20 protein-coding genes, 1 pseudogene and 3 CRISPR repeat arrays (1 of these 24 running past the window's edge) are annotated in these 24,784 nt (G+C 46.7%); of the genes and pseudogenes, 7 read left to right on the top strand and 14 right to left on the bottom strand.

Annotated features, from left to right (window positions below):
• Positions 1-233: 233 nt before the first annotated feature.
• The gene (locus EAE30_RS11390; protein ID WP_123016024.1) at positions 234-1,673 is read left to right on the top strand and encodes a DUF2867 domain-containing protein; all 1,440 of its coding nucleotides are present in this window, start codon (positions 234-236) and stop codon (positions 1,671-1,673) included.
• 70 nt (positions 1,674-1,743) lie between these two features.
• Here the strand turns inward: EAE30_RS11390 and EAE30_RS11385 are convergent, their stop codons facing one another.
• From EAE30_RS11385 to rsuA, 3 genes are all read right to left on the bottom strand, one after another.
• On the bottom strand, positions 1,744-2,394 hold the full coding sequence (locus tag EAE30_RS11385) for a DUF2913 family protein (protein ID WP_123016023.1): 651 nt from the start codon (positions 2,392-2,394) through the stop codon (positions 1,744-1,746).
• On the bottom strand, positions 2,394-3,593 hold the full coding sequence (locus tag EAE30_RS11380) for a Bcr/CflA family multidrug efflux MFS transporter (protein ID WP_123016022.1): 1,200 nt from the start codon (positions 3,591-3,593) through the stop codon (positions 2,394-2,396). The genes EAE30_RS11385 and EAE30_RS11380 overlap by 1 nt, the downstream gene beginning before the upstream one ends.
• 108 nt (positions 3,594-3,701) lie before the next feature.
• Positions 3,702-4,397, bottom strand: a complete 696-nt coding sequence (rsuA, locus tag EAE30_RS11375) for a 16S rRNA pseudouridine(516) synthase RsuA (RefSeq protein WP_123016021.1) — start codon at positions 4,395-4,397, stop codon at positions 3,702-3,704.
• Positions 4,398-4,479: 82 nt separating this feature from the next.
• On the opposite strand from rsuA, the gene radD reads away from it, so the two are divergent.
• The 4 genes from radD (at position 4,480) to EAE30_RS11355 (ending at position 8,790) form a co-directional block, all read left to right on the top strand.
• On the top strand, positions 4,480-6,255 hold the full coding sequence (radD, locus tag EAE30_RS11370) for a DNA repair helicase RadD (RefSeq protein ID WP_123016020.1): 1,776 nt from the start codon (positions 4,480-4,482) through the stop codon (positions 6,253-6,255).
• Positions 6,256-6,374: 119 nt separating this feature from the next.
• Positions 6,375-6,758: a PepSY domain-containing protein gene (locus tag EAE30_RS11365; RefSeq protein ID WP_241967763.1), complete on the top strand. Its 384-nt coding sequence runs from the start codon at positions 6,375-6,377 to the stop codon at positions 6,756-6,758.
• Positions 6,759-6,773: 15 nt separating this feature from the next.
• Positions 6,774-7,433: a response regulator transcription factor gene (locus EAE30_RS11360; protein ID WP_123016019.1), complete on the top strand. Its 660-nt coding sequence runs from the start codon at positions 6,774-6,776 to the stop codon at positions 7,431-7,433.
• Positions 7,423-8,790 (top strand): ATP-binding protein, encoded by a 1,368-nt coding sequence (locus tag EAE30_RS11355; protein ID WP_123016018.1) that lies wholly within the window; start codon positions 7,423-7,425, stop codon positions 8,788-8,790. The genes EAE30_RS11360 and EAE30_RS11355 overlap by 11 nt, the downstream gene beginning before the upstream one ends.
• 156 nt (positions 8,791-8,946) lie before the next feature.
• Here the strand turns inward: EAE30_RS11355 and EAE30_RS11350 are convergent.
• Positions 8,947-9,687 (bottom strand): annotated as a pseudogene (locus tag EAE30_RS11350) (glycosyltransferase family 2 protein).
• A gap of 287 nt (positions 9,688-9,974) precedes the next feature.
• On the opposite strand from EAE30_RS11350, the gene rplY reads away from it, so the two are divergent.
• Positions 9,975-10,253, top strand: a complete 279-nt coding sequence (gene rplY, locus EAE30_RS11345; RefSeq protein WP_123016017.1) for a 50S ribosomal protein L25 — start codon at positions 9,975-9,977, stop codon at positions 10,251-10,253.
• A gap of 235 nt (positions 10,254-10,488) precedes the next feature.
• A CRISPR array of direct repeats spans positions 10,489-11,595; the repeat unit is 28 nt; unit sequence TTTCTAAGCCGCCTATACGGCGGTGAAC.
• Between the two features lie 248 nt (positions 11,596-11,843).
• On the opposite strand, the gene EAE30_RS11340 is transcribed toward rplY, so the two are convergent.
• From EAE30_RS11340 to cas6f, 8 genes are read right to left on the bottom strand one after another with little or no spacing between them, the layout of a single operon-like run.
• Positions 11,844-12,641 (bottom strand): MATE family efflux transporter, encoded by a 798-nt coding sequence (locus EAE30_RS11340; protein WP_123016016.1) that lies wholly within the window; start codon positions 12,639-12,641, stop codon positions 11,844-11,846.
• Positions 12,641-13,756 (bottom strand): type III-B CRISPR module RAMP protein Cmr6, encoded by a 1,116-nt coding sequence (gene cmr6, locus EAE30_RS11335; protein WP_123016015.1) that lies wholly within the window; start codon positions 13,754-13,756, stop codon positions 12,641-12,643. Before cmr6 ends, EAE30_RS11340 begins: the two co-directional genes overlap by 1 nt.
• Positions 13,749-14,174 carry a type III-B CRISPR module-associated protein Cmr5 gene (cmr5, locus tag EAE30_RS11330; RefSeq protein WP_123016014.1) on the bottom strand — a complete coding sequence of 142 codons (426 nt, stop codon included), beginning with the start codon at positions 14,172-14,174 and terminating at the stop codon, positions 13,749-13,751. Before cmr5 ends, cmr6 begins: the two co-directional genes overlap by 8 nt.
• Positions 14,164-15,042, bottom strand: coding sequence for a type III-B CRISPR module RAMP protein Cmr4 (gene cmr4 / locus EAE30_RS11325; RefSeq protein WP_123016013.1), 879 nt, complete (start codon positions 15,040-15,042; stop codon positions 14,164-14,166). Before cmr4 ends, cmr5 begins: the two co-directional genes overlap by 11 nt.
• A gap of 14 nt (positions 15,043-15,056) precedes the next feature.
• Positions 15,057-16,250, bottom strand: coding sequence for a type III-B CRISPR module-associated protein Cmr3 (locus tag EAE30_RS11320; protein ID WP_241967762.1), 1,194 nt, complete (start codon positions 16,248-16,250; stop codon positions 15,057-15,059).
• Positions 16,247-18,118 carry a type III-B CRISPR-associated protein Cas10/Cmr2 gene (gene cas10 / locus EAE30_RS11315; RefSeq protein WP_123016012.1) on the bottom strand — a complete coding sequence of 624 codons (1,872 nt, stop codon included), beginning with the start codon at positions 18,116-18,118 and terminating at the stop codon, positions 16,247-16,249. Before cas10 ends, EAE30_RS11320 begins: the two co-directional genes overlap by 4 nt.
• Positions 18,119-18,120: 2 nt before the next feature.
• Entirely contained in the window at positions 18,121-19,335 is a 1,215-nt protein-coding gene (cmr1, locus tag EAE30_RS11310; RefSeq protein ID WP_123016011.1) for a type III-B CRISPR module RAMP protein Cmr1, read from the bottom strand.
• Positions 19,336-19,359: 24 nt separating this feature from the next.
• The gene (gene cas6f / locus EAE30_RS11305) at positions 19,360-19,917 is read right to left on the bottom strand and encodes a type I-F CRISPR-associated endoribonuclease Cas6/Csy4 (RefSeq protein WP_123016010.1); all 558 of its coding nucleotides are present in this window, start codon (positions 19,915-19,917) and stop codon (positions 19,360-19,362) included.
• A gap of 574 nt (positions 19,918-20,491) precedes the next feature.
• Between cas6f and EAE30_RS11300 the strand changes: the two genes are divergently transcribed.
• Positions 20,492-21,691 carry an IS4 family transposase gene (locus EAE30_RS11300; RefSeq protein ID WP_123014377.1) on the top strand — a complete coding sequence of 400 codons (1,200 nt, stop codon included), beginning with the start codon at positions 20,492-20,494 and terminating at the stop codon, positions 21,689-21,691.
• Between the two features lie 37 nt (positions 21,692-21,728).
• Positions 21,729-22,476: a CRISPR direct-repeat array (repeat unit 28 nt; unit sequence TTTCTAAGCTGCCTGTGCGGCAGTGAAC).
• Between the two features lie 469 nt (positions 22,477-22,945).
• On the opposite strand, the gene EAE30_RS11295 is transcribed toward EAE30_RS11300, so the two are convergent.
• Together EAE30_RS11295 and EAE30_RS11290 are read right to left on the bottom strand one after the other, a co-directional pair.
• Positions 22,946-23,320, bottom strand: a complete 375-nt coding sequence (locus EAE30_RS11295; RefSeq protein ID WP_164711838.1) for a hypothetical protein — start codon at positions 23,318-23,320, stop codon at positions 22,946-22,948.
• A gap of 62 nt (positions 23,321-23,382) precedes the next feature.
• Positions 23,383-24,399, bottom strand: a complete 1,017-nt coding sequence (locus tag EAE30_RS11290; RefSeq protein ID WP_164711837.1) for a hypothetical protein — start codon at positions 24,397-24,399, stop codon at positions 23,383-23,385.
• A 336-nt stretch (positions 24,400-24,735) separates the two neighbouring features.
• Positions 24,736-24,784: a CRISPR direct-repeat array (repeat unit 28 nt); it runs 579 nt beyond the window's last position.

The following is a 24,784-nucleotide window of genomic DNA, read 5'->3' as shown; positions in this document are numbered from 1 at the left end:
ACGGCCGAAAGCGGCGCCTACCATGATAGGAAATCCCTCATTTTTATGTGATTATGTTAGCATATTTAAGTATCGAATGTGCAATCCTAGATAACTAATAAGATCATAAGCTTAGCAAGCAAACACGCCAAGCTTAATACCAGCGTATTCCAGCGGGTTGATCGCCCATAAAATGCCAGACTGGGAAGGCGTTAGAATGCGCATTGCTTTACCTGTCGATTAAGGATGGCTATATGACACATATTATTGTTCTCGGCGCGTCAGGCTACATCGGGTCACAACTGGTCCCTTTGTTATTATCACAAGGTCATACAGTCACCGCGACGGCGCGGCAGCGAGAAACACTAGAAAAACAATTAACAGAGCACCCTAACCTCACCTTGCATGCATTGGATCTCGCAGACAGTGAAGCGGTCAACGCCTTGCTCCCTCACTTCGATACGGTGTTTTTCTTAGTGCATGGCATGTCGCACGGAGATTACTTCGTCGATTACGAATTGTCCTTAGCGGACAATGTCAGTCACGCGCTGCAAGGCAGCCACGTCAAACATGTGATCTATCTCAGTGCGTTACAGCCGAAATACGGTTCATCAGAGCATGTGAAAGCACGTAAGAAGACCGGCGATATCCTAAGAAAAAGTGGCGTTGCGATCAGTGAACTCAGAGCCGGGATCATCGTTGGCCCAGGCTCCGCCGCCTTCGAAATTATGCGCGATTTTGTGTATAACCTCCCCATACTGATTACCCCAAAATGGGTCGATGCCAAAGCCAACCCTATCGCGTTAGATAACCTTAATCATTACTTGCTTGCCTTGGTGATGGAGCCCCCTTCCACGCATCAGATCCTCGAAGTGGGTGGACCGAATGTCCTGACCTATCGTGAGCAATTTAAAATTATCAGCCGTTTAGCCAATAAACCGTATCGTTTATGGTCAACCTCGTTACTGACGCCCAATATGGCCTCACATTGGCTCACCCTCATCACATCGGTTCCGGCGCCAATAGGAAAAGCGCTCCTAGGCGGATTGGAGCATGACTTCATCGCGAATTCCATGCCGATTTCAATCCGTTTTCCCCAGCATTTATTGACCTATGAGGAAGCCGTCTCTGCAGCCATTAAACACGATGGGGATTTTATTCGTAATAAAGTGTGGGGGTATGATCCGGTTGCCTTATATCGCTGGCAACCCGGCTTTGGTTATTACCCCAAACAAGCGGGCGCCACCCTCAAAACCGATGTATCAGCCGAAGCGCTCTGGCAAGTGATTCAACATATTGGCAGTCGTCAACACGGCTATTTTTACGCCAATGTGTTGTGGCGCTTGAGAGAGTGGTTAGATGTACTCGTCGGAGCAGGTAAACCCATCAGACGCAGTCCACCGGGGCCTCAATTACAAGTCGGTGATTATATTGATTCTTGGAAAGTGATTCGCTGCGAGCCCAACCAGTTTTTATCACTGCTGTTTGGATTACGCGCTCCCGGCTTAGGCCGCTTAGAATTTACGATTCGCGAAGACAATGGGCAACGCACTTTGGATATTCGAGCGTGGTGGCACCCCAAAGGATGTCGTGGGCTCCTCTATTGGTTTGCTATGATGCCGGCACATTTGTTCATTTTTCGCGGCATGGTCAAAGTGATTGAACGAAAAGCGCGAGCATTAAGCGAAACCTAACCTCCCAAACCGCTGGCACCAAATAAAAAAACGCGGCTATCAAGCCGCGTTTTTCACATAAAAGGCTCAGCTAAACTTGAAAACTCAACGGAATTTGCGCCAATTGATTGCCTTGGTTGCCCGGGAAGATGTGATATTCACCATGGTATTTAACGACCGATTTATAATCGGTTTGTTTGTGCAATACAAACCCTGCCTGCGACGCTAACTCGATAAACACCTGATGATCGCCGCGCACGAACCAGCTCATAACACTAACCAAGGTGTCACCCTCAAAACAATCGTCACACTGATTGGCACATAATGCCAAAGAGTTTTGTCCATCCGTGTAGATTTGCACTTTGCGCTGTCCAACAATCGGCTCCGAGGTAGACACCTCCCACCCGAGCTCTTCCAGTTGATCCAAAAAGGTTTCAATGTTCTTATCGGTAATCGTAACCGGTTGTGCATAGCATTGACGGTAGTACGCGGCAATACGACGGAAGGTAGGTAACAAATGCGCATCGTTACCTTGCGAGCGCCCAGCTTTTTGCCAACGCACTAAATCATCACGTACGCAACGATCAAAGCGTTGGCTCTTCAACGCTTTCGTTACCCAACGGACTAAAAAGTGGTTATTGGCCACAGGAGCATCGACCAATTTTCCAGCCACATGCTCCGCTTCCAACTCTTCCAATGCCGAGTTGACAACGTTTTGAATCTCTAAATAATAATCAGTCATTATGCCTTTCTTCCAAACAGCCAATAAAATCCACCAGAGAGTACCGAACATGCGGACATAACCACAATCATCGGCCATTGCACGCCACCAGGCAGCGCTGCCACTAACGTGCCTACTAACGAGCCCACACCAAAACGTAACGTGCCCGCCAGCGACGAAGCGGTGCCGGCCATGTGAGGGTAACCACTCAGCAACAACCCCATCGAATTACTGCCGATCGTGGAAATGGTGCCTATGAACATCATGACAAATGGAACCATGCCCCATAAGCCAAGGTTAAGCCACCAACCGACGAACAAGCCTATCCCTGCGATCAATTGAACAAGCAGGCCAAAGCGCAGCATGGCGTGCGACCCAACCTTTTTCACCAAACGGCTATTCACTAATGTGAAGATGATCAGGGCAACAATATTCAAACCGAACAAATAACCAAAGTCATTCGGTGTGACGTGAAATAAATCAATATAAACAAAAGAGCCCGCGGTTAAAAAGGCAAACATACCAGAAAACGAAAACGCGCCTGATAAAATCAACCCCATCGCTTGAGGATTCGTCAGTAACGTTTTGTAATGGCGCAATGTCCCCATCAGATGGACTGGCTGACGATTTTCCGGTTGCAACGTTTCTGGGATTTTCCACAACACTAAGGCAATCACCAAGACGGAAAATAACGTTAACACCCAAAACACCGAGCGCCACCCAAACCATACGGCCAAATGTCCACCGAGCATCGGAGCCAATAACGGAGCTAAGGTCACCACTAATGTGACAAACGACATCGCACGAGCAAAATCTTCTCGGTCAAACATATCGCGTACCACAGCTTGAATCACGACCGCTGCCGCGGCCCCCGCAAACCCTTGCGCCGCACGTACGAAGGTCAGTTCCAGTACGCTTTCTGCGGTGGCACACGTCATCGCGGCCAACATAAACAACAGCGTACCCACAATCATCACCGGACGCCGCCCGTAACTGTCCGCAAGCGGGCCATGAATCAACTGGCCAATCGCAAAGCCTGCCGTATACACCGTTAACGTCACCTGCACCGCACCGGACGTCACACCAAAGTCTTTCGCAATATTCGGCATTGCGGGTAAATACATGTCTATCGCCAGCGGAGTTAATGCCCCGATGGAGCCCAGAACAATGAACATGAGAAGGCCAATATGGGACTGGGAATTTGATGTGGTTGAATTCATAAATCTCCAAAAAAATGAAGTGATGCCAGGCATCACTTCATGTCATTCATTAATATAAGACGTGAAGGGGGTTTTACCGACCTCCCCCAACGCTTGTATCGTCGTGGCTTAAGACCATACCGAGTTTACTTCTTCCTCGGTTAAGAAACGGTAATCACCGGGTTCTAAGTCTTCATCCAACACAATCTTGCCAACACGCTCACGGTGTAGCCTTACGACTTTATTACCTAAGGCCGCAAACATCCGCTTCACTTGATGATATTTGCCTTCGTGGATGGTCAGTAACACCTCAGTGTCATCGATGATGTCAAGTTTGGCAGGTAAGGTATTGTCCCGCTCATTGCGCAGTTCAATCCCTGATGCAAATTGTTGCACGTAATCCGCTTGTACGGGATCTGCCAACCAGACGCGATACGTTTTCTCGCATTTGTGTTTTGGTGAAGTAACTCGGTGAGACCATTGCCCATCGTCAGTAATCAACACTAAACCCGTGGTATCCGCATCGAGACGACCGGCAAAGTGCAAATCTTTCGTATTGGCTTCATCTAATAAAACAAACGCCGTGTCGTTATAGTCATCAATGTGGGTACACACGACCCCTTGAGGCTTATGCAACATAATATAACGTGGCCCAGATAAGGTCAGTTCACGGTCACCCCATACCACGGTATTGTCTTCAGTGACATGCACCGCCCCTTTTTTAAGGACCGCCCCATCCACTTCAATCTCACCACTTTTAAGAAGCATGGTGGCTTCTTTACGTGTCACGCCTAACACATCACACAAAAATTTATCTAAACGCATGCATACCTCATCTGCTTTAAGTCAGGTATTATACCTATCCTAATTCAATTAGTTGAGCCATTTCACAGAATTTATTTCAATCATGTATCAATTACGCCCGTACCAGAGTGACTCGGTCAAAGCCGTGATCCATTATTTCCGTCATCATCACACCCCAGCGGTCATCGTGTTACCCACCGGTGCTGGCAAGAGTTTGGTGATTGCAGAGCTCGCTCGGCTCGCCAAAGGGCGCGTGCTGGTGCTGACGCACGTCAAAGAATTAGTCGAGCAAAATCATGCGAAATACGAAAGCTACGGCCTGAAAGCCGCGATTTTTTCGGCAGGATTAGGGCGCAAGGAAACCGATGAAAAAGTGGTCTTCGCCTCTGTTCAATCTATGGTCAATGGCCTTGACGAGTTTTCGGAGCAATTTTCTTTATTAGTCATCGATGAATGCCATCGTGTTCCCGATAATGAAAACAGCGCGTATCGCAAAGCCATTACGCATTTACAGTCCGTCAATCCGAACATTAAAGTGCTCGGTTTAACGGCGACGCCATACCGCTTAGATATGGGCTGGATTTATCGTTATCACACGCGCGGCCAAGTGCGTACCGAGCAAGCGCGCTTTTTTCACGATTGCATTTTCGAGCTGCCAATTCGTTATCTTCTTGATGAAGGCTTTCTCACTCCCGCTCGCATTCTTGACATGGCGGTGCTCGGGTACGATTTTTCCTCCATCCGGCCTTCTACGAACGGCTACTACAAACAAGATGACTTAAACTCCGTGTTGAAAGACTCACAACGTGCGACGCCCGCCATCATCGAGCAAGTGATCGACTACGCACAAACACGCAAAGGCGTCATGATTTTTGCCTCGACGGTCGACCACGCCAAGGAAATTCTTGGTTATTTACCGCCTTCAGAGTCGGCTCTGGTGATCGGTGACACCAGTGCCGATGACCGTGATGACATCATTGAACGCTTTAAACAAAAAAAGCTCAAATATTTAGTCAATGTCTCAGTGCTCACTACTGGCTTTGATGCCCCGCACGTGGATTTAATTGCCATTTTACGCCCCACCGAATCGATCAGCTTATACCAACAAATTATTGGCCGCGGCTTACGTTTAGCACCGGAGAAAACAGACTGTTTGGTTTTAGAATACGCAGGCAATCATTACGATCTCTATCAGCCTGAAGTGGGCGAGCCGCCCCCAGACTCAGACAGCGAAATCGTCACCATTCCCTGCCCGGCTTGCGGTTTTAATAACAACTTCTGGGGCAAACTGGATGCCAATGGCTTTCTTATCGAGCATTATGGCCGGCGTTGCCAAGGCTACTTTGAAGAGGAAGACACGGGCGAAAAAGAAGAATGCGGATATCGGTTCCGCGCCAAGTTCTGTGGTGAGTGCGGCGCTGACAACGACATCGCGGCGCGGCGCTGCCATACCTGCGATGCCGTCTTAGTTGACCCGGATAAAAAATTACGAGACGCACTCAAACTCAAAGACGCAATAATCATGCATTGTGTCGACTTACGCATGGAAGCGGGTAAAAACCAATTGGGGAAACCGCAGCTCAAAGTGATTTACCAAAGCGATCAAGATGCCGAGATCAGTGAAGTCTGGCCACTATGGACAAAAACACAAAAGACGGTTTTCTTACAACGTTTTGTTAATCCACAGCTGGTCGACCGCCACCGCCCCTTCACCGATACCGCGCCGACTAAAATCGCCAATCAAGTGCATCGTTTCCGACCACCGGAAATTATCATTGCCCACAAAAAAGGCCGTTTTTGGAACATTCGCGATAAGCTGTTTGAGCGTCCAACGGATCCCACACTTTTATCCGGTGATGACGACAAGGTTCAGTTTTGATTCATCTTCGCTCCGTTACTATAGACATTCATGTACAAACTGGTGGTAGAATTGCGGTGAGGGATGGCTTGATACCCTTACCGTGACCACCAGAGATAAAAAGGGTGTTCACTATGCGGATGAATCAGTTAAAAATGTGTCTATGGCCAGCAATACTCCTTGGGGTCACACTACCGGCGTGGGCCAATGATCACTTTCCTTCGCCCGCAACCGATATGTATGATGCGCCAAATGGCACACAAGTCGAGATCGCCGACGATCAGCAACAAGTCTATCAAGCGGTGCATGATGGTGACATCCATCCGTTTTCGGCCCTGTATGCCAAAGTCGATCAACAATTACATGGACGCGTCATCAAGGTTGAACTCAATAAAAACAATAACCAATGGGTGTACAATCTCAGACTGGTCTATCAAAACACCGTGTATAGCGTCAGCTATAATGCAAAATCATTGAATATGACGGCCATTCGTGGACGGGATGTTACAGCCGTACTTAAATAAACACAGTGGAAAATCATGAAAATACTCGTTGTCGAAGACGATGTTCGCCTAGGCCAACAAATTATCGAAACCCTCGAAAATCACGATTGGGTGCCAGAGCTGTCACAAGATGGCGTGGATGCCTTGTACCGTGCCACGTCTGAAGAATGGGACGTGATCGTATTGGATTTAGGCTTACCTAAGCTCGATGGTTTAACCGTACTCAAAAGCATGCGCGATGAAAACATTAACACCCCCGTCGTGGTGCTCAGTGCACGCGATAACCTTACTCAACGAGTAGAAGGCCTGAATGCAGGCGCGGATGATTACTTAACCAAACCTTTCGAAGTGGTCGAGCTTATCGCGCGCATTCGCGCTCAGCTGCGCCGGGCCTCTGGCAACGCGTCTCCTATTCTCCAAGTTGGCGATCTCAGTCTCGATACTCGCAGCTCGAAAGTGATGTGGAAAGGCACGCCGGTCAGTTTAACAGCGCTCGAGTATAAGGTCATTGCCTACTTCATGCATAACGCCGATAAAGTCATCTCACGCACCGAGTTAGTCGAACACATTTATAAACAAGACTTCGACCGTGACTCCAACACCATTGAAGTGTTCATCGGCCGTATACGCCGTAAAATTGCCCCCAACATCATTAAAACCGTCCGTGGTTTAGGTTACCAACTGCATGCCGAATAAACACGCTGACGGGCATAAAACGCAACTCAGTTTAAAAAGCCGCTTTTTATGGGCCGCGACACTTTGGGTCAGTATCATGGTGGTCTCCGCGGGATACTTGATCCCGTCGCTGGTGAAAAACTATTTGGTCGAAAGCACCCAAGATCAAATGCGCTTAGCATTAGATGAGATCACCGCCAACCTCAATACCGACAAACAAGGCAATTTGCTGTTATCTCATCGCTTGTCCGATCCTCGCTATAGTCAGCCGTACAGCGGCTATTATTGGTCGGTCAGCCTGAATAAAGACCAACTGCGCTCGCGCTCTCTGTGGGATAAAACGCTGCGTACCGATACGTCAGGGCTCAAACCAGTGGTCAAAGGTGCGAGAGGTGAACCGCTTTTGACACTCAGCCGGACCATTTATTTGCCCAACGTCGCCCATGGCATTCATATCACGGTGGGTATCGATCAAGCGCCGATGCAAAGCACCTTACAACAGATTATGGGTCAGCTTTGGACCATTCTTGGCCTGCTGTTTTTTGGCATATTGCTGTTTGTCAGCATTCAAGTGTCTTGGTCATTACTGCCGTTAAAACGCATGCAGCGTGAGCTCGCCGCATTGCGCAATGGCGAACAATCTTCACTCAACAATCGCTACCCTCAGGAAGTGTCCCCCCTAGCGGATGACTTAAATGCCCTGCTGTTCCATTATCAAGAGTTATTGGAAAGAGCGAGAAACCAATCAGGCAATCTGTCCCACGCGTTAAAAACGCCACTATCGGTACTCAAAAACGACGTCGCACAACTCAACCCAGAGGACAGTGCTCGGTTAGCCGAACCACTCAAGCAAATTCAGGCGCAAATTGATTATCACCTAGGCCGTGCACGCATGGCAGGGTCTAGCAATATCTTGTCGGTAAGAACAAACCCGTGCTCAAGGGTGGATGCCATCGCCATGGCATTTGATAAAGTGTACGTTACACGCGATATCACCTTGGTCAACGAACTCGATTCCGATTTGTACATTGCAGTGGAAGGCTCAGACTTCGACGAAATGGCAGGCAATCTGTTAGAGAATGCGTACAAATGGTCGACGTCATTAATTCGAGTCTATACCGAGAATGAGCACGACGGTTGGATTGACTTGTGTATTGAAGATAATGGGAGCGGTATTGAGCCAGCCCTTATGAAGCAAGCCGTGCAGCGTGGCGTACGTTTGGATGAAACCACCCCCGGAACGGGGCTTGGCTTAAACATTGTGAGTGAAATGGCGCACAGCTATCGTGGCGAACTGCGCTTAGAGCCGGGTCATTTGGGCGGCCTTAAAGCGTGCTTACGTTTTAAAATAGCCGCGGCGACCACGCTTCCTAGTTAACCTTCCCCACTTCCTATGGCGCTACGCCTTATCGCCATAAAAAACCTCGAACACTGGCGGTGTTCGAGGTTTATTCGCATAACGTCATCACGTTTTTGTGGACAACCTAAAGAGAAGACTCACTCTCTTTATGTGAGGACTAAAGCGAATTCTAGGTTAACGAGATTGCTCGCTGTAATGCCCAAAGGGATACGGAATTTCACGGTTATGCATCTCGCCCAAAATTAAGCGACGGATATTCGCTCGTAGATACAACGCCCCGGTGGATAAATACCCGTCCTAAATTAGACGCCTCGGATCAAACTCAAAGGAAATCGTGTGAGAAAGCATTCTATAACGGGACACTTTCGATGCACGTCTGGCATAATCACAGTCTTCACATAACTCTATCTCCTCATCAAAGCCACCAATGTCGAGATGCGTTTGCTTTGTCGAGAACAAACAAGCGCCTACTGCAGTCGGGAAAAAGAACTGACTGAGGAACAATCCCGCATTAAACACGCCATAGCCGGCTTTGTATTTGAGTGGCGCTTTATTCACGTTTCGGTACACGCCAGCCACATCCAAGTTGCGCTTATCCAAATCTTTCATCGCGCTCGCCAAAAAATCCGGCTCTAGACGCGTATCGGCGTCTAAAAATAATAATCTATCATACTGGGCCAATGTTGCACCGGTATTACGGCCCAAACTGACACCCCGTTTTTTCATAGTATGCACACGTAAATTTGGCAGATGAGGCGCATACGTATTGGCAATCTTCACGGTTAAATCGTCACTGGCTGAATCGACGACGATCACTTCAAAATTACGATAATTCTGAACGACTAAATCACTTAACAAACGACTAATGCGTTTTTGCTCATTCAACGTAATGATCACGATACTGATTGGTTTCATAAGGCTTATCCTTGTTGGTTGCGCCACGTTGATGATTACACTAACAAAGCCCAACTGAACGAAGAATGAGCCCGTCATTCACATTCCATTCATACTCCTAAAGACGTATGCAAACGCGTATTGTCTTGAAAACTCAGCATGTTCCATTTTTTCTGTTGCTCTACCGTGGGAGTAATGATAGTATCCGCGCTCGCTTTGTTGCAGTTTTCTCTGTAACCGCGATGTACCACGGAGTGCAAGGTCGCATGCACACGTGATGTTTTTTTACTATTTTGAGAGTAAATACTATGAAATTTGAAGCAGTAGTACGTACTGAGCTAGGTAAAGGTGCGAGCCGCCGCCTACGTCTCGCTGGCAACTTCCCTGCTATCGTATACGGTGGTGAAGAAGCGCCTGTATCAATCGTTTTGAACCACGATGACGTTCTTAACCAAATGGACAAGCCTGAATTCTACGAAGCAATCACTCTTGTGATTGACGGTAAAGAAGTGAAGGTTAAGCCTCAAGACGTTCAACGTCACGCGTTCAAGCCAAAAGTTGAACACATGGACTTCATCCGTATCTAATTCCCTTACCAGGAATTCTTCGGATTACCTCCAGCCTTTTGCATATAGTTGATGTTCGGTTTTACCACCCGAGATATCACAGAAAATTCGAAACCCCGATGCTACCAACATCGGGGTTTCACTGTTTTAGAGCAAACCAAACCAATATAACCCCACCCGCTCCTTTTCTCATCTCTCACCAAGCTGCCTACTCGGCAGTGAACTATCTCGCAAGGCTCATAACCTAGAGGTCGGGTTTCTAAGCTGCCTGTGCGGCAGTGAACAAAACTTAACCTTACACATAAAACGGTTTATGTTTCTAAGCCGCCTATACGGCGGTGAACACCAAGAGTTTTGTAACTGCATTAATATAAATTTTCTAAGCCGCCTATACGGCGGTGAACATTACTGCGTTATCGACACCCCGCCGACCCTGTTTCTAAGCCGCCTATACGGCGGTGAACGTTTAGCTTTAATACAAATTTAGCTTGACTTTTTTCTAAGCCGCCTATACGGCGGTGAACCTAAGGGAAATTGAATTTAACGCCCGGTCAATTTCTAAGCCGCCTATACGGCGGTGAACCGCGACCGTAAGGCCGTAGAGAAGCAGCACCATTTCTAAGCCGCCTATACGGCGGTGAACCATCAGTGAGATACGCTGGTCAAGAGGTTGGCTTTCTAAGCCGCCCATACGGCGGTGAACATATTATTCGGGAGCAGCTAACAACTTATTTCTTTCTAAGCCGCCTATACGGCGGTGAACGCATTCGATCTGCAATAACCTTTGTCGAATATTTTCTAAGCCGCCTATACGGCGGTGAACAGTATTGGATTGGCGTGCCGTTGGCCGGAGTGTTTCTAAGCCGCCTATACGGCGGTGAACTCGAAATGTGCCGCGTCGCCCTTCGCGCAAATTTTCTAAGCCGCCTATACGGCGGTGAACACCATCAGCAGCACGAGTAAATCGCCCTTGTCTTTCTAAGCCGCCTATACGGCGGTGAACATACTATTCCAGAAAATATGGTAGTTGGTATCTTTCTAAGCCGCCTATACGGCGGTGAACAAGACAGCTAAGACCTGGGAAGAGCTGCACCATTTCTAAGCCGCCTATACGGCGGTGAACACAAGGAGGTCGAGCGCGAATCCGGCCGGGCTTTTCTAAGCCGCCTATACGGCGGTGAACTCCTTGTCGGCATCCAGGCGCAACTGCTTCCCTTTCTAAGCCGCCTATACGGCGGTGAACTCACCGAGCCGGGCCACATGCTGATTTTCGTGTTTCTAAGCCGCCTATACGGCGGTGAACGCACCGTCTCGATGTAGAGGGTAACTAGTATGTTTCTAAGCCGCCTATACGGCGGTGAACTAGACCAATATAGCACAAAGCAACGTAAGACCAAGGACTTAACTCAAATACCCTCTTTTTACCCTTTTTTCAGAGCCACTTCTAAGTTATTGTTTTTATTAATGGGTTAAAACAGCGAAAAATAAAGGGTCAGATGGTTGATATCAAAATCACCGCCTCCCCTTTGCTTGCATGATGCACCGAGTACATTGTTTCTCGTGGGGAAATCTATATAGAACCACAGCTATGCTCAGAAGCAACCTATGCGGCTACTTCTCTTTCATGCAACAATCATCAAATTGCTCCATTTCTTTATCAGTACAATCAACGATAAATTTTTGCTGGCCTTTGGTTTTCGTCACTTTCAATAGGTCTTTGCCAAATTTTGGGGTTTTAAGACTGGCGATATCAAAACCTTGTGTCTCAGTGCACTTGTTTTTACTGACCATTTGTATATAAGCAAGTACTTCGCTACGGCAAAAGTTTTTTCTTGGTATGGCCGGACAGGTCACTTTATTATCCGGACTCGAATCAGATTGCAAAACAACCGTTATATCATCATTCTCAAGGTAGTCAGGATCAAATTGCTTAAACTCCTCATCTGTACACGCTATGGTTAGTACATCATTCCCTTTTCCCCGCTGTATTTCGAGGATGCGCTTTCCAAACTCTTTCTTTTTCATATAATTCAATGAAAATCGCTCCGATCCGCCCAGCATTCCTAAATAACCCAACACCTCTTGGCGACAAAAGTCTTTACGGCTTATCGGTGGACATTCTTTGGTATCACCGTGCTTGGTTTTTAAAACGACCGTAATCACTTCATCGTGAGACAATAGCTCTCGTAATTTTTTATCAATAAACAGATACACAACCCCCGCCGCCAACAAACTGGTTGAGACTGAAACGACAAGGCTGTAAATAAAGCTACCTTCAATATACAATCTAGCCTTGTCACCAATCGAGTAAATACCGATTTCATTGCCGCATATCCCAGCTAAAATAATGGCGAATACTGGAATTAGAAATACAATGAACCAAAAAAGCCCAGTTCGTTTGAAAGCCATTATTTTTCACCTCGTAATTGTTTTAATCGGGCTTTTCTTATCCCATGATTTTTATTTTTCTTATTCTTTGGAATGTAACCTATATCATTTAAGCATTTAGCTAGCGATAAACGATCTTCCATGCCCCAGCTCTGAATAGCGTAATCAATACGCTCTTCCAATTTATCACGGTATTGTTCATTATCACTTTGCGTCTTATATTGCTTTTGTAGCTCTTTGCAAACGTCTTCCACGGTTTTAGCGTTTTCGGCTCGCTGCTGACGTTGTATTGCTTCCAATTCTCGTTTTTCACGTACTTCAGGGGGTAATCTTAGTTCAGCTTCTTTTTGCAGTTCATCGTGCAGCTGCTGATTCATTCCCATATATCCATATCCCGCCGCTGTTTTCGCGCCGATGCCATTATCTTGCAAGGCTTTGGTAAGCATTGTCTGACACAGTTTAACGTGCTCGGGATCGCCTTCGATAACAAACAAAAAACTCCCTCGCACGGTGAGTAAGTGATTGGGGACTGGGCTGTCTTTATCCGAAGGTTCGGTTTGATTACCGTTGTAATAGGCTTGATGATGGGTAGTGACGACATCCAGTACAAACGGCTTCGTACTTTCTAGTGGAACCCACCATGCGTCATGAAATATCACAGTGCCTGAAACTCGATCAGGCTGGTCGCTGTCATAGGTGCCAAATAACTGTTCGATGGCTTTTGTAGAGCCTGTTAAATTTTTCTTTGCCCACGCCCTAACCACACCTTTGACACTGGCGCCGGGGATATAGGGCATGCCGTAATTCCGGCTTAAACTGCAGCCGGTTTCTAATGCGCCATTGCCCGTAAGGCCAATCAATAAACGGTTTTCAAGTGTCATCACTGTTTGGCTAAAACGATTGCCGTCACTCGTTAGATCAAACCAGCGATTAAAGGCCTTCGGGTATAGATCGCATGTAAAATCAGCAATCTCTTTTAGATGCTTGGTTTTAGGCGTTTCACCATCTTTGCCAATCTTATCGCTGTCTTCTTTTTGCTGATTCAACCCCTTTTGTAACCAAAGACTAGGATTAATCGATTGGCTTTTCTGCACCTTGAGTAAATCATCAATATCTTTTCTGCGAAGATCAGTCATGACTTACCTCCTCCTGATCTTGCATATCACCAGATGGGCCTCGTTTTAGCACACCTTGTACATAGCGGCGCAACCAGCCAGAGATTTCCAGTGCTTCACGGGTGTAGCGCATGATTTGCTTGAGATCTGAGTCAATGATTTTTTTATGGAACGCTTCACTATTTTGAACATCGTCAAAATCGTTATCAATCTTCTTAAAAGTAGCGAGTAGATGATCCAATAATTTTGCATGGGAATCTTCAGACGCTTTTGAAAGCAAAAATCCCGTGGCTTGTGGTAAACCATTTTGTAGAATCATCGTGGGCAGTTTATGCGCAATGGTGGCATAGCTCTTATTGAGTGTTTCGTCCCCGCCCTCTTCGAGCTTAGCCACCTGTTGATAGGTAGTTTGAGCAATGATTTGATTTCTAGGCATCATCTCTTACTTCTCCTTGTACCATCATTTGCACCAAGCCACTCCCTACGCCGGCATTGCCGCCCATTTGTAACAATGCTAAATGAGCGAGGGCTTTAAACTGCGCTGCGTGTTCTGATTGGTATTGTTTCGTACTTTCATTGAAGCTATAGCTCCCCCATAATACACACTCAGCAGGCAGGTTTTCTTCCGTCCATAATGCGCCGTTATCCACTACCCCTGTGTCTTGATTGATACGAATGCGAGTCCGGACTTCGGTCGCCGTTTCTGCTAAATAGGCAAACACATCATCTGGCAAAATCACAAAATGCCGTTGGAAAACCTCTCGAGCCGCTTTATCTTTATCATCCGCATACATGACTTTCGATAAACACTCGGCCCATTGTTGCGTTTGTTCATCGCCTTTAACCGCATCGATATCCAGCTCTTCAAACACGACTTTATCAGCGGGGCTATTTTCGCTGTCTTTGCCAACATAGGCTTTATCTTTGCTTTCAGTTGGCAGATCAATGGCTATTCCCAGCGCCTTTTTATAGCGCTGCAAAATAAATGGGCACGTGGCATACGCTACAATCCCATATAGGCTGCGCACCGGCAGTAATAGTAAATGCGCATCGGTAATGGAGAGTGCTCCGGCAAAATTATCGTTCGTTCCTTTCGCTGGACGCCCAAACAGTACACTTGTTAAATCATTGTCGTTACTGCTTGTCGATAAATGCGCACGCAGCACGCCACGTAGGGTTGCACCTGGCACGATGGGCAGATTTGTCGCTCGCTCACGAATAATCGGTTGATCGACAATCCCAACCGATTGGCCTGAGCCACAATGCAGGATCGTTTGCGTAATAAGATGATAGGTCTGAAATGACATAATATGGTCCTTATTTAATTCTTTGATTCGTTCCATGCATACGCCATGGGAAGCATCAGGCCAAAGCCATTGAGGTTATGTTGTTTTTCGTCACACAGGTGTGCCATCCAAAGCTTTTCTATCTCTTGCTCTGTGGCAGTGCCGTCAACGATCTCAAACCAATAGGTTGCCCCGGCGGGGATCATGCGTTCACTTGCGCGCGGTTTATTGCTAGCCAGATCCCAACCGGACTGAGGCTGCCATCGATCAAGTGCAGCGGCTTTCAGTCTAAGCTTTAATGTTTTACATCCTGGAGGTGTGCCCTCAAGCTTCTCTTCGTCAAGCCAAGCTGGGCGCCAGCCAGCGTTAAAAATAGCTGGGGTTAGCAACGTCAAGGTGAGTCCTTGCGCAGTAACAATATCCGAAGCAAAATTTTGTGGACGTTGCGGCCATATACAACAAGGAGAAACCTCGGCCAAACGGCGCTCGCCGCCTAAATTCATTGCCGTGAGCGAGATCTCACCACGAATACCTGCCAAAATGCCAACGCGTTCAGAGGGAAACACATCATGTTCATTTGGCTGTTGCCACATGGTTAAGCCCGTGGTTTGAAATATTTGCCCATCAACAGACGAGCGCGTTGTGTTATCACGCTCGATATGGGTACGAATATCGGGCTTGGTGGGTGTCCAACCGTTCTCTTTTATATTTGAAAATTCGAGTTTTTTACCGCGCCGCCATTCCAATAAATCGTTGATCGACCACCATTTGGGGCCACTCACCGATTTACCATCAATGTCTTGCGATAAAATTATTAGCGGCAGTAAGCCGTTGGGCAGATCACAACCTTCATCAGCTTTCGGCTTTTCCGGTTGCAGCCCAACCAAGGTGGACTTACCGTCTACCGCAAAGTACTGCGCATCCGCCGGTTTGGGCACCAGAATATGTTTTTGTTCAAGGTTATCAGTCGACTGATCGGCTGGAATTTTTATCGCTAACGGACCACTAATCTGTACCTCAAGCAGTGCCTTAAGCTGTTCTTGATTATTCTTTCTATCATTAAAATCAATGCCAATCGTGCGGCCATGTAAGTTGCGCAACGCTCCCGCGATGGTCGATGGTGGTGGAAACTTTGCGGCCTCAGCATCGGAAATCGCTTCAAACGGGCGACTGGAGCGAATAATTAATGGATCTTTCGGGTTTAATATAAAGTAATTCAAATCACTCATTCGCTCTCTCCTGCGGCTAAATCGGTAGACGTTTTCGCCGATAACCAACGGGCAATACGCAACATATTGGCTAATTCATCCAAAGGCTGCGCCTGTGCTTGCTGTCGCAACTGCTGCTTTAACAAGGCCACTTGTTGTCCCAATGTGCGCTTCGACTTTTCTTTTGGTGGTTCATCATATTGATCAACCTGTTCAAGCTGTGCTTGCGTATATTGATGAGCAAAGGAAGCTCGAGCGAGCATACGTTCCATTTCACTGAGGCGAATGCCCTCACCCGTTTCTTTATCCACTTTTTCTGCATCCTGTGTCCACTTAAGGCGTTGGGACATGGCTAACACCTCTTGCATAATGCGGGTGGGCATTAAGCCGTTTTTAAAGCCGGCTACAAATGCTTTTAAAGCATGCAAAGTTGGTTCCTCATCCCAACGGCAGCGCCAGGTAATTTCATGCCCAGAACGAATGCCTAAATGAATGGCTAGTGCGTTGCGCGGTTTTTCCAGTCCATTTCCTTTGGCTAGTTTTTCCGCTTGAATGGCACGATGGCGAAGTTGGCGCATCGGCTGCACAAAATGGCCGACTGCCAAGCCCACTGATAATGTCGGTGACGTTTTAACGACTAGATTGCGTTGTTCTATGACATCCTCCATAGTTTCAGCGAACATATTTTTCAACTCTTGCGCGCACACCAAAGCCGTATTGAGCGGCAGGAACGCGAGCACATCATCCCCGCCCGTGTAAATGGCATGGCCGCCATGTTGGCGAACCACACTACGTACCTCGGTCGCAAATTTGTGTAAAGCTTTAGATATGGCGATAGAATCGGCGGTCTCTTTAGCTTCTGATAATAACTTGCCCATGTGGTCGCCATCGGCCTTGAGTAATACGCCGTAAGGCGCTGGCGCGCCTTTATTATCCTTAACGAGATCAGACAAACATTGGAGCAAATTCGTTTTGATGGTCTCATCAAGCTCTTTTTCTTGCTCAATGCGGCTAGCAAATAGGTATTCACCGTCAAACGGGAAAGCTTGATATCTTTCCTTATTGCCCTTGACGGGCGTCGCAAGCTTCGCCTCGTCAACTAAGGGCTGGTAACATGTTTTAAGGTTCTCCAGTTGCTCTGAACTTAGAGACTGTAACCAAGGCTCCGCCACCACTCGTGAAAATGGCGTAAATTGCTCAAAATGCCCCGCTTTACGCTTGATAAGCCCTAAAATGTCCAACTCTTCACGTTCACTCAGCCGCAACTGGTGCTGGTGGTCTGGATTGCTACGAGATTGTTCCGTTAAGGTATTATTCGCCCCGTCCAACGTGGATTTAAACAACCCCAGCTTCGTATCTTTAATGGGTAGAAAGTCTTTGGTTTGTTTACGTGCGGCCAGCAGTTTGCCTAATCGCTTAGATGCCTTGCCATATTGGTTAGATTCCAGTTTGACCCACGCGGCATAGGTTTCGAGAATATCGTTCTGTTGTTGTTCAAAGCGCGCCCAGTCCACATGAAAGCCTAGCAGCTTTTCCTCACGAACTTGCTCTATGATGTCATCCAAGCGTTCTTTTGCCGCGAGTTTCGCATCATCAACAATGCGACGTACCTGCTCAGAATTATCCGCTTTAATCACCGCACGAATCACATTGGCGATATTGGCTTCGGTCTTTTGATTAGAATCAGGATCTTGCGGCAGTAGATCAATATCAGGATGTTCTGGGCTTGGGAAGACCAAGCAACGGCTTTGGGCTTGATGTAGATTCAGCGCCACCGCACGCGACACTTCCGACAATAACCACGAGCCACACCATAAATCTTGGCTACGCCGCCCTGCTTCAATAAAACTCTGTACCGGGCCAATACTAATCGCGACTAAATACTCCATGGTTATTGTCCTTTTTCAAAATAGTCGAGGAAGGCGGAAAGCGGGTCGTTAGGTCGGCCTTTCATTGGTTTGATGCCTTTAATGTCGTTAGTGAGTCTATCCCTCTCAGCTTGCTGATTTTCATCTGGCCAATGATTAACTTGATAAGTCACCTTTTTATTATTTGAAGATAACCTTAACTCTAATGGTTCTACCAAAGCCTTTTCCCAGTGCGGTAGTAATAACGCAGCCGCTCGCCATTTTTCACCGTCTTTGTAAGGGCGAATAATCAGTGGGCTTGCCATTCGTTCAGAATCAATTGGTTGGAGCGTCATATCATCAGGATCATTATTTTTACCAGGGAATTGAAACTTGATAGGCATACCAAATGCAGCCCTAGGAAAAATCAAATTTTTCTCAAATTCTGGCATATGACGTTTGTTATCATTCTTGCCTGTCAAATGACGTAATTGGTCGGCTTCCGGCCAAAAACTTCGTCCGGCTTTGCCCGATGAATTATTTCGCCCCGACCCCGGTTTTTGACGGAATTCAAACAACCTTTCTGCGGCATATTTCCAAGCTTCCTGAGCGCTGCTAAACGTTTTCTGTGAAAATTTAAGACGAGGAATCTCAATATCTTTGCGTTTCAATGCAGGGTGTTCGGCAGTGATAAGATCTACATTTTCAATACTGACCGCACCAAAACCTCTTCGAGTACGACCACCAATGCCGCCAAACGAACACCACCAACGTAATGCTTCTTCAACATCGCGCTTCACAGCATCGTTATAGCGGATAAATAGGGTAAACTTATAATTATCCTTAAGCCAATCTACCGCCCCGTTGATACTGGAAGAACCAAAAATATACTTAATTCCGTCATAATACTTATTTGATTTTATGAAATCCTTATCAAATACTGGCTGAGATTGAACTCGAATCTCCACCTGACTGGCCATCGCCCCATCATCACCAATCCCACCCCAAATTTCCTTTTCCTTTTTGAACAATTCATTAGGATCTTTAGGTCCACAGGCAATCCGCCACCAAAAGCGCAGTTGCCCACGAATCGAACTGGCGCGGATCGGCATATTGGTATCGACTTTACTGGCTTCAACGCCACCACCATACATGGGCGTGACCAGCGTACATTGGTATGTTTGCCACTGTTTTTCTGTTGCTTTATTTAACTCGTCGCTTAGGCCTTCAAGCAACTTTCCATCTATTTGTCGGCGCATAAGCCACCTCTTCCTGACATTGAATTAGAACCAAGGCACGCTTGCTGTGTTGCTTAGGCCATATTTGGAGAATGCCTGATCGGCCTGACTCGCTGGACATCGCGTTTGCTGAATAAACAGGCGAAACGTCTCTCCTGTAGATTGGCTTTTGATTTGCACAAAAGGCAGATCTAAACGCTTGGTCTTATCTTCGGGGAGCTGTTGGCAGGCTTCTTGATAGCTGATGGAATGTCGCTTCATGGCACGGCGCCGTAAATTGTCTATATTGTTTTTGGCATGAACTCGTGATACCAAACAATGCTGGTCAGTAGCGGGGATGGGTTGAATATCGCTGGCCTGCGTGTAATCACTCAGACCTTTTCGCCATGATAGGGCTTCTAGCTTGGTCAATGCCGCAAGGCTTCCATGGATACGTAAAATTTGACCTAAATTGCGTGCATTTAGCAACGGAAAACTAACCGCAATATCACCTTGAGACACACTCACCAACGCTCGATGTAATTTACTAAACAATGCATTCATTAGCACGGGTGCCGAAAACTCCGGATCCGCCATCACCTTAATTTCAAAAAAATAATCCATAGGACATCCTAGTTCTTATCGACACCTTTTCGTAGTTTATAACGCTCGTTTTTTAGCGGCGTATATTGTGGAACCTCTAGTTAGCCATTATTTAAAGCAAACATCATTTTTATTAACAAAATCTTATACATGGATCAAATTTTATGACCGAATATCACTAAGCCGTGAGCACGCCGCTGCCTGTGCGGCAGTGAACTTAGATGGGTGAGTGCCTGCGGTCATGGGGGTTTTCTAAGCTGCCTGTGCGGCAGTGAACTTATAGTAAACTCTCCGTTCAGAGGCGCTATTTTTCTAAGCTGCCTGTGCGGCAGTGAACCTAAATTCTGCTCTTAAGCTTCTAATTTCTGCTTTCTAAGCTGCCTGTGCGGCAGTGAACAATGGGGTAAATCCTACATCTCAAGTTTTAACTTTCTAAGCTGCCTGTGCGGCAGTGAACGTATTTAACGCGCTTGTCTTACGAATCCCCTCATAATTTCTATATAAAACAATGAGTAGACGCACATCGCTCATTCTGATCTAATGAATTTCGCCAAAAACACACTTGATTCAATGAATTTAATAGGGAGCCCTAACGATGCGCGATGTTCAAATTCTACAGCAAACTCTTGAAAACCAATGCCCTGGTATTCACAAAAAACGACTTAGATCTCTTATGCTTGCAACCAGAGCGGTACTGGGCGGCTCTGATCTCACCCTCACTAAAATTGGACGAGCTCTCGACACTGATACCACGGTGAAACATGCCATCAAACGTATTGACCGATTGCTTGGTAATCGCAGTCTACATCGTGAAAAAGAGTCCATATATAAATGGCATGCGTCCCTTATTACCCGAGCCAATCCTTTTCCTGTACTACTGGTTGATTGGTCGGATGTTCGTGAGCAACTGCGCTATATGACATTGCGAGCTTCGATATCCGTTAAAGGTCGCGCCGTCACGCTTTATGAACAGGCATTTGAGTACAAAAACTACAACTCACCCAAGAGCCATCAGCACTTTCTCGATAAGCTTCAATCCTTGCTCCCCCAAGGTTGCACCCCTATCATTATCTCCGACGCTGGCTTTAGAAATACGTGGTTCAGGCAAGTCGCCAACAAAGGTTGGTTCTGGCTTGGGCGTGTACGGGGCGAAGTCTCGATTAAGTGTGGCGAGAGCGCTTGGCAATGGAATAAAGCCTTTTACCCTCAAGCGACTGATAAGCCGCTGTTTTTAGGAGAAAGCCAACTGGCTAAGCGCTCACCGCTTCAGTGCTTTGCTTACTTATACAAGAGTCATCCCAAAGGCAGAAAAGCCCATCGGCATAGTCGAACCTGTCAGAAACACTCGGCTGGAAAAGTGTTCCATAAAGGAGCGAAAGAGCCTTGGCTTCTGGTCACTAACATCCCCAACCATGTACTTAACGGCATTAAAATTACCCGTTTGTACGCCAAAAGAATGCAAATTGAAGAGTCGTTCCGAGATCTAAAAAGTCCAGCCTACGGGTTGGCGCTTCGCCATAACCGAACACGTTGCACCAAACGTATTGATATCTTGTTGCTCATGGCATTGATGGCCGAAATCATCATGTGGTGGAATGGCTTAATCGCCATGCAAGCCAAATGGCATTATGACTTCCAAGCCAACACCATCAAGCATCGCCGTGTGCTCTCCATTCCTAGACTTGGTAAGGAAGTACGTTGCCACCGAAGATACCGAATACAAGAGTCCCAATATCATTGGGCAATGGTCGAATATCAACGCCTTACGCATACCTGTGGGTTGGGGGAATTATGAGGGGATCCGCCAGCGCGCTTGTTGTTGAGCAGTTAACTTTCTAAGCTGCCTGTGCAGCAGTGAACCTATCTGGCGTAAACATGGCGATTGGCGGCGCTTTCTAAGCTGCCTGTGCGGCAGTGAACTGGCGGATTACTTAAAGCCTACTTACCGATATTTTCTAAGCTGCCTGTGCGGCAGTGAACATCTTTAAGTAGAGAGTTTTTATTTTGCGACGTTTCTAAGCTGCCTGTGCGGCAGTGAACCTCCATTCACCATTCCTGTTATTTCTTGGAATTTTCTAAGCTGCCTGTGCGGCAGTGAACTCTGGATTCTTACACCCTGCCATATCGGGACATTTCTAAGCTGCCTGTGCGGCAGTGAACCAGAGAGAGCATCAATATTGAAGCCCTATTCTTTTCTAAGCTGCCTGTGCGGCAGTGAACATTTATTCTGCTTTTTTGATGGCTGGAAAAACTTTCTAAGCTGCCTGTGCGGCAGTGAACCTGGGTTCTCACACCCTGCCATGTCTGGGCAATTTCTAAGCTGCCTGTGCGGCAGTGAACAAAACCTTTTACATTGTAGCAATCTAACACCATTTCTAAGCTGCCTGTGCGGCAGTGAACATCTGAGAATTTGTATTCTCGTTCGCTGTTCATTTCTAAGCTGCCTGTGCGGCAGTGAACAACAACAAGGTCAGCCTCAATATCAACAGCAATTTCTAAGCTGCCTGTGCGGCAGTGAACTGGGATACCGATACTATTCCAGAAAATATGGTTTTCTAAGCTGCCTGTGCGGCAGTGAACTAGACTGTTATAACAGAAAGAGACCGGATAGCAAAGGATTAGCCAGAAAAACCCTTTTTACCCCTCTTTTGAGAGCGATTTATAACTTATTGTTTTTATTGGCATTAAAAAATCGAGAAAATAAAGGGTCTAGCACTAACCCATCCTCCCCCCTCTGGGGGAATTAGAGGGGGGCGCACAGCACCAAGGTCGCTATGGTGATAGCGCCCGCTCAGCGTGTTCCAGACCATTCAAATTGACTGAGGTGATTGGCGGCCAATCACGCCAAGCAAACATGCCACGCCACCAGAGAGCGCGCGGAGAGTCCCCTCCCCAGCCCTCCCCAAGGGGGAGGGAGCCGGATTCGGATTCAGATTCAGATTGTGCACTATGCAACCGCGACGTACTATTTACTGAAAAATATCAATTAAACGCCGCCTGTGCGGCGATGGACTGGTACAATACCACAAAAAAACAGCCTATCTACTCCTTAACCGCCCAGCGTTTGATGGCGAAGTTTTTCGCACACCTTAGGAGAAATAGCATAAGTGTGGCTTGAGAAACGTCTTGCTGAGCGAGATAGCTCCTTGCATTCCACAAAACCAGTCGCGGTTGTTTTAAGTTGATAAAATAACGCTCCCGCAAGCAATGGCGCAATGAGCAAGGCACTAATGAGACCTGATCTGACATACAACTTATTGTACTTAGACTGCCTCCAACTCCCTGTGGTCACAAGAGTCATAACAAAAGCACAAATACCGAAAAAAAAGAAACTAAACATTGCCCATATATTCACTGCTCCCGTAATAACAACATAGTTAGGTTGACTTTCAAAAATAGTACTGATGTTTTCGAGAATAAACATTGCTGAAACTATGATAATCAATATCGATACTATTAATTTAAAAACCCGACTCGCTATTTTCCTCACTGTGCTAAAGCCTCTAATTTGTTTGTAATCTCAGACGATAATCCATAACTTTCATCCAATTTATCAAGGAGCTGACCAATCGCCCATGATGCAAAAGCAAAGATTGCCCCTGCAAATAAAACACTACCACCAGAGCCTACAACCGCTAACGCTCCGGCAACCACCGTTGCGGTCATGCCTTTCACAATATCCCCCGCTGAGTTAACACCTAACTCGGTCAATGTTGCCTCATCTCTTAAAATATAATCCGCCGCATTGATACCAATAGAAAAGGCTACCTCACATCCCGGATTCGCCTTAATATACGTAATCGCACCTTTTATTTCGGTTAACCCTATCGCGGCTTCAACCACTCTAGGGTTATTGGCTAACCACTTATTTCCTTTCATTAGCGTCTGCTTATGTCGGCGAAAATTATTAATAATAATCCAATCCACACCATTGATGTTTTTGATCCTTGATTCAACACCTAACCCGCCTAAACCTTTGGCGGTGGATATCGCATCTATAATACCTTCACCTAAGTTTTTATAAGCTTTAGTATCAGAAATATTCTGTTTGACCGATAGATTTTCATAAAATTCTTGCGCTTCAGCTAAGGATAATACCGCAATACTTGTCACTTCACTGACATAGTCAACATTAATGATTTTTTCACCATTCGGTGCGAGAGGATTATAAGGAGGCCAATACATATTTGAGCGGCTCATCTTGACCGTTCTTGATTGCGCGGCAGCAAAAGCCTTGTCACTTTCTTCTAAATTTGCGATACGTTGTGCTTGCAATCTTTCTTTTACCGAGGCTCTAACCGGCTCTGACGAGGGCGGCGTATGAATACTCGTAATGCTCGCACCAGTGGAGGCAACATTTTGTTTTATTACCTTTTGTAACTGCGCGTCGCTTTCATGCCATTCTCTCGTCATCACACAAGATGCACAGCTGCACGTTTCAGGGTTGTATCCTATTGGGCACTGATACAAAGTTTCTTTATCAAAGATGTCGTAAAAAGCCATTATGTTTTCTCAATGATGTGCACATAAGTCAATCATACCCCCAAAAATAGCGAGGCAAAAACTTGCTTAAGCGAAGGGCGCGTTATAGTTGTGGTCAACTTGACCAAGGTGGTTGGCGGCCAATCATGCCACGCAGCCTCATCACGTAACTACGCCAAACAGACATACCACTCCACCAGAGATCGCGCGGAGAGTCCCTCCACAGCCCTCCCCAAGGGGGAGGGAGCGAGATTGGCGCACTTTACAGCGACGTATTATTTTCTGGAAACCATCAATAAAAAGCTGCCTGTGCGGCAGTGAACGAAACTGAATTGCAAGGACTTGATGCATCGCTTTTTTCTAAGCCGCCTGTGCGGCGGTGTAGCTCTAGAACCTGCAACGGAAT

Origin of the sequence: Vibrio zhugei, from assembly GCF_003716875.1 — a bacterium.
GTDB classification, from domain to species: Bacteria; Pseudomonadota; Gammaproteobacteria; order Enterobacterales; family Vibrionaceae; genus Vibrio; species Vibrio zhugei.
This window is presented reverse-complemented; position numbering and strand designations above follow the sequence as displayed.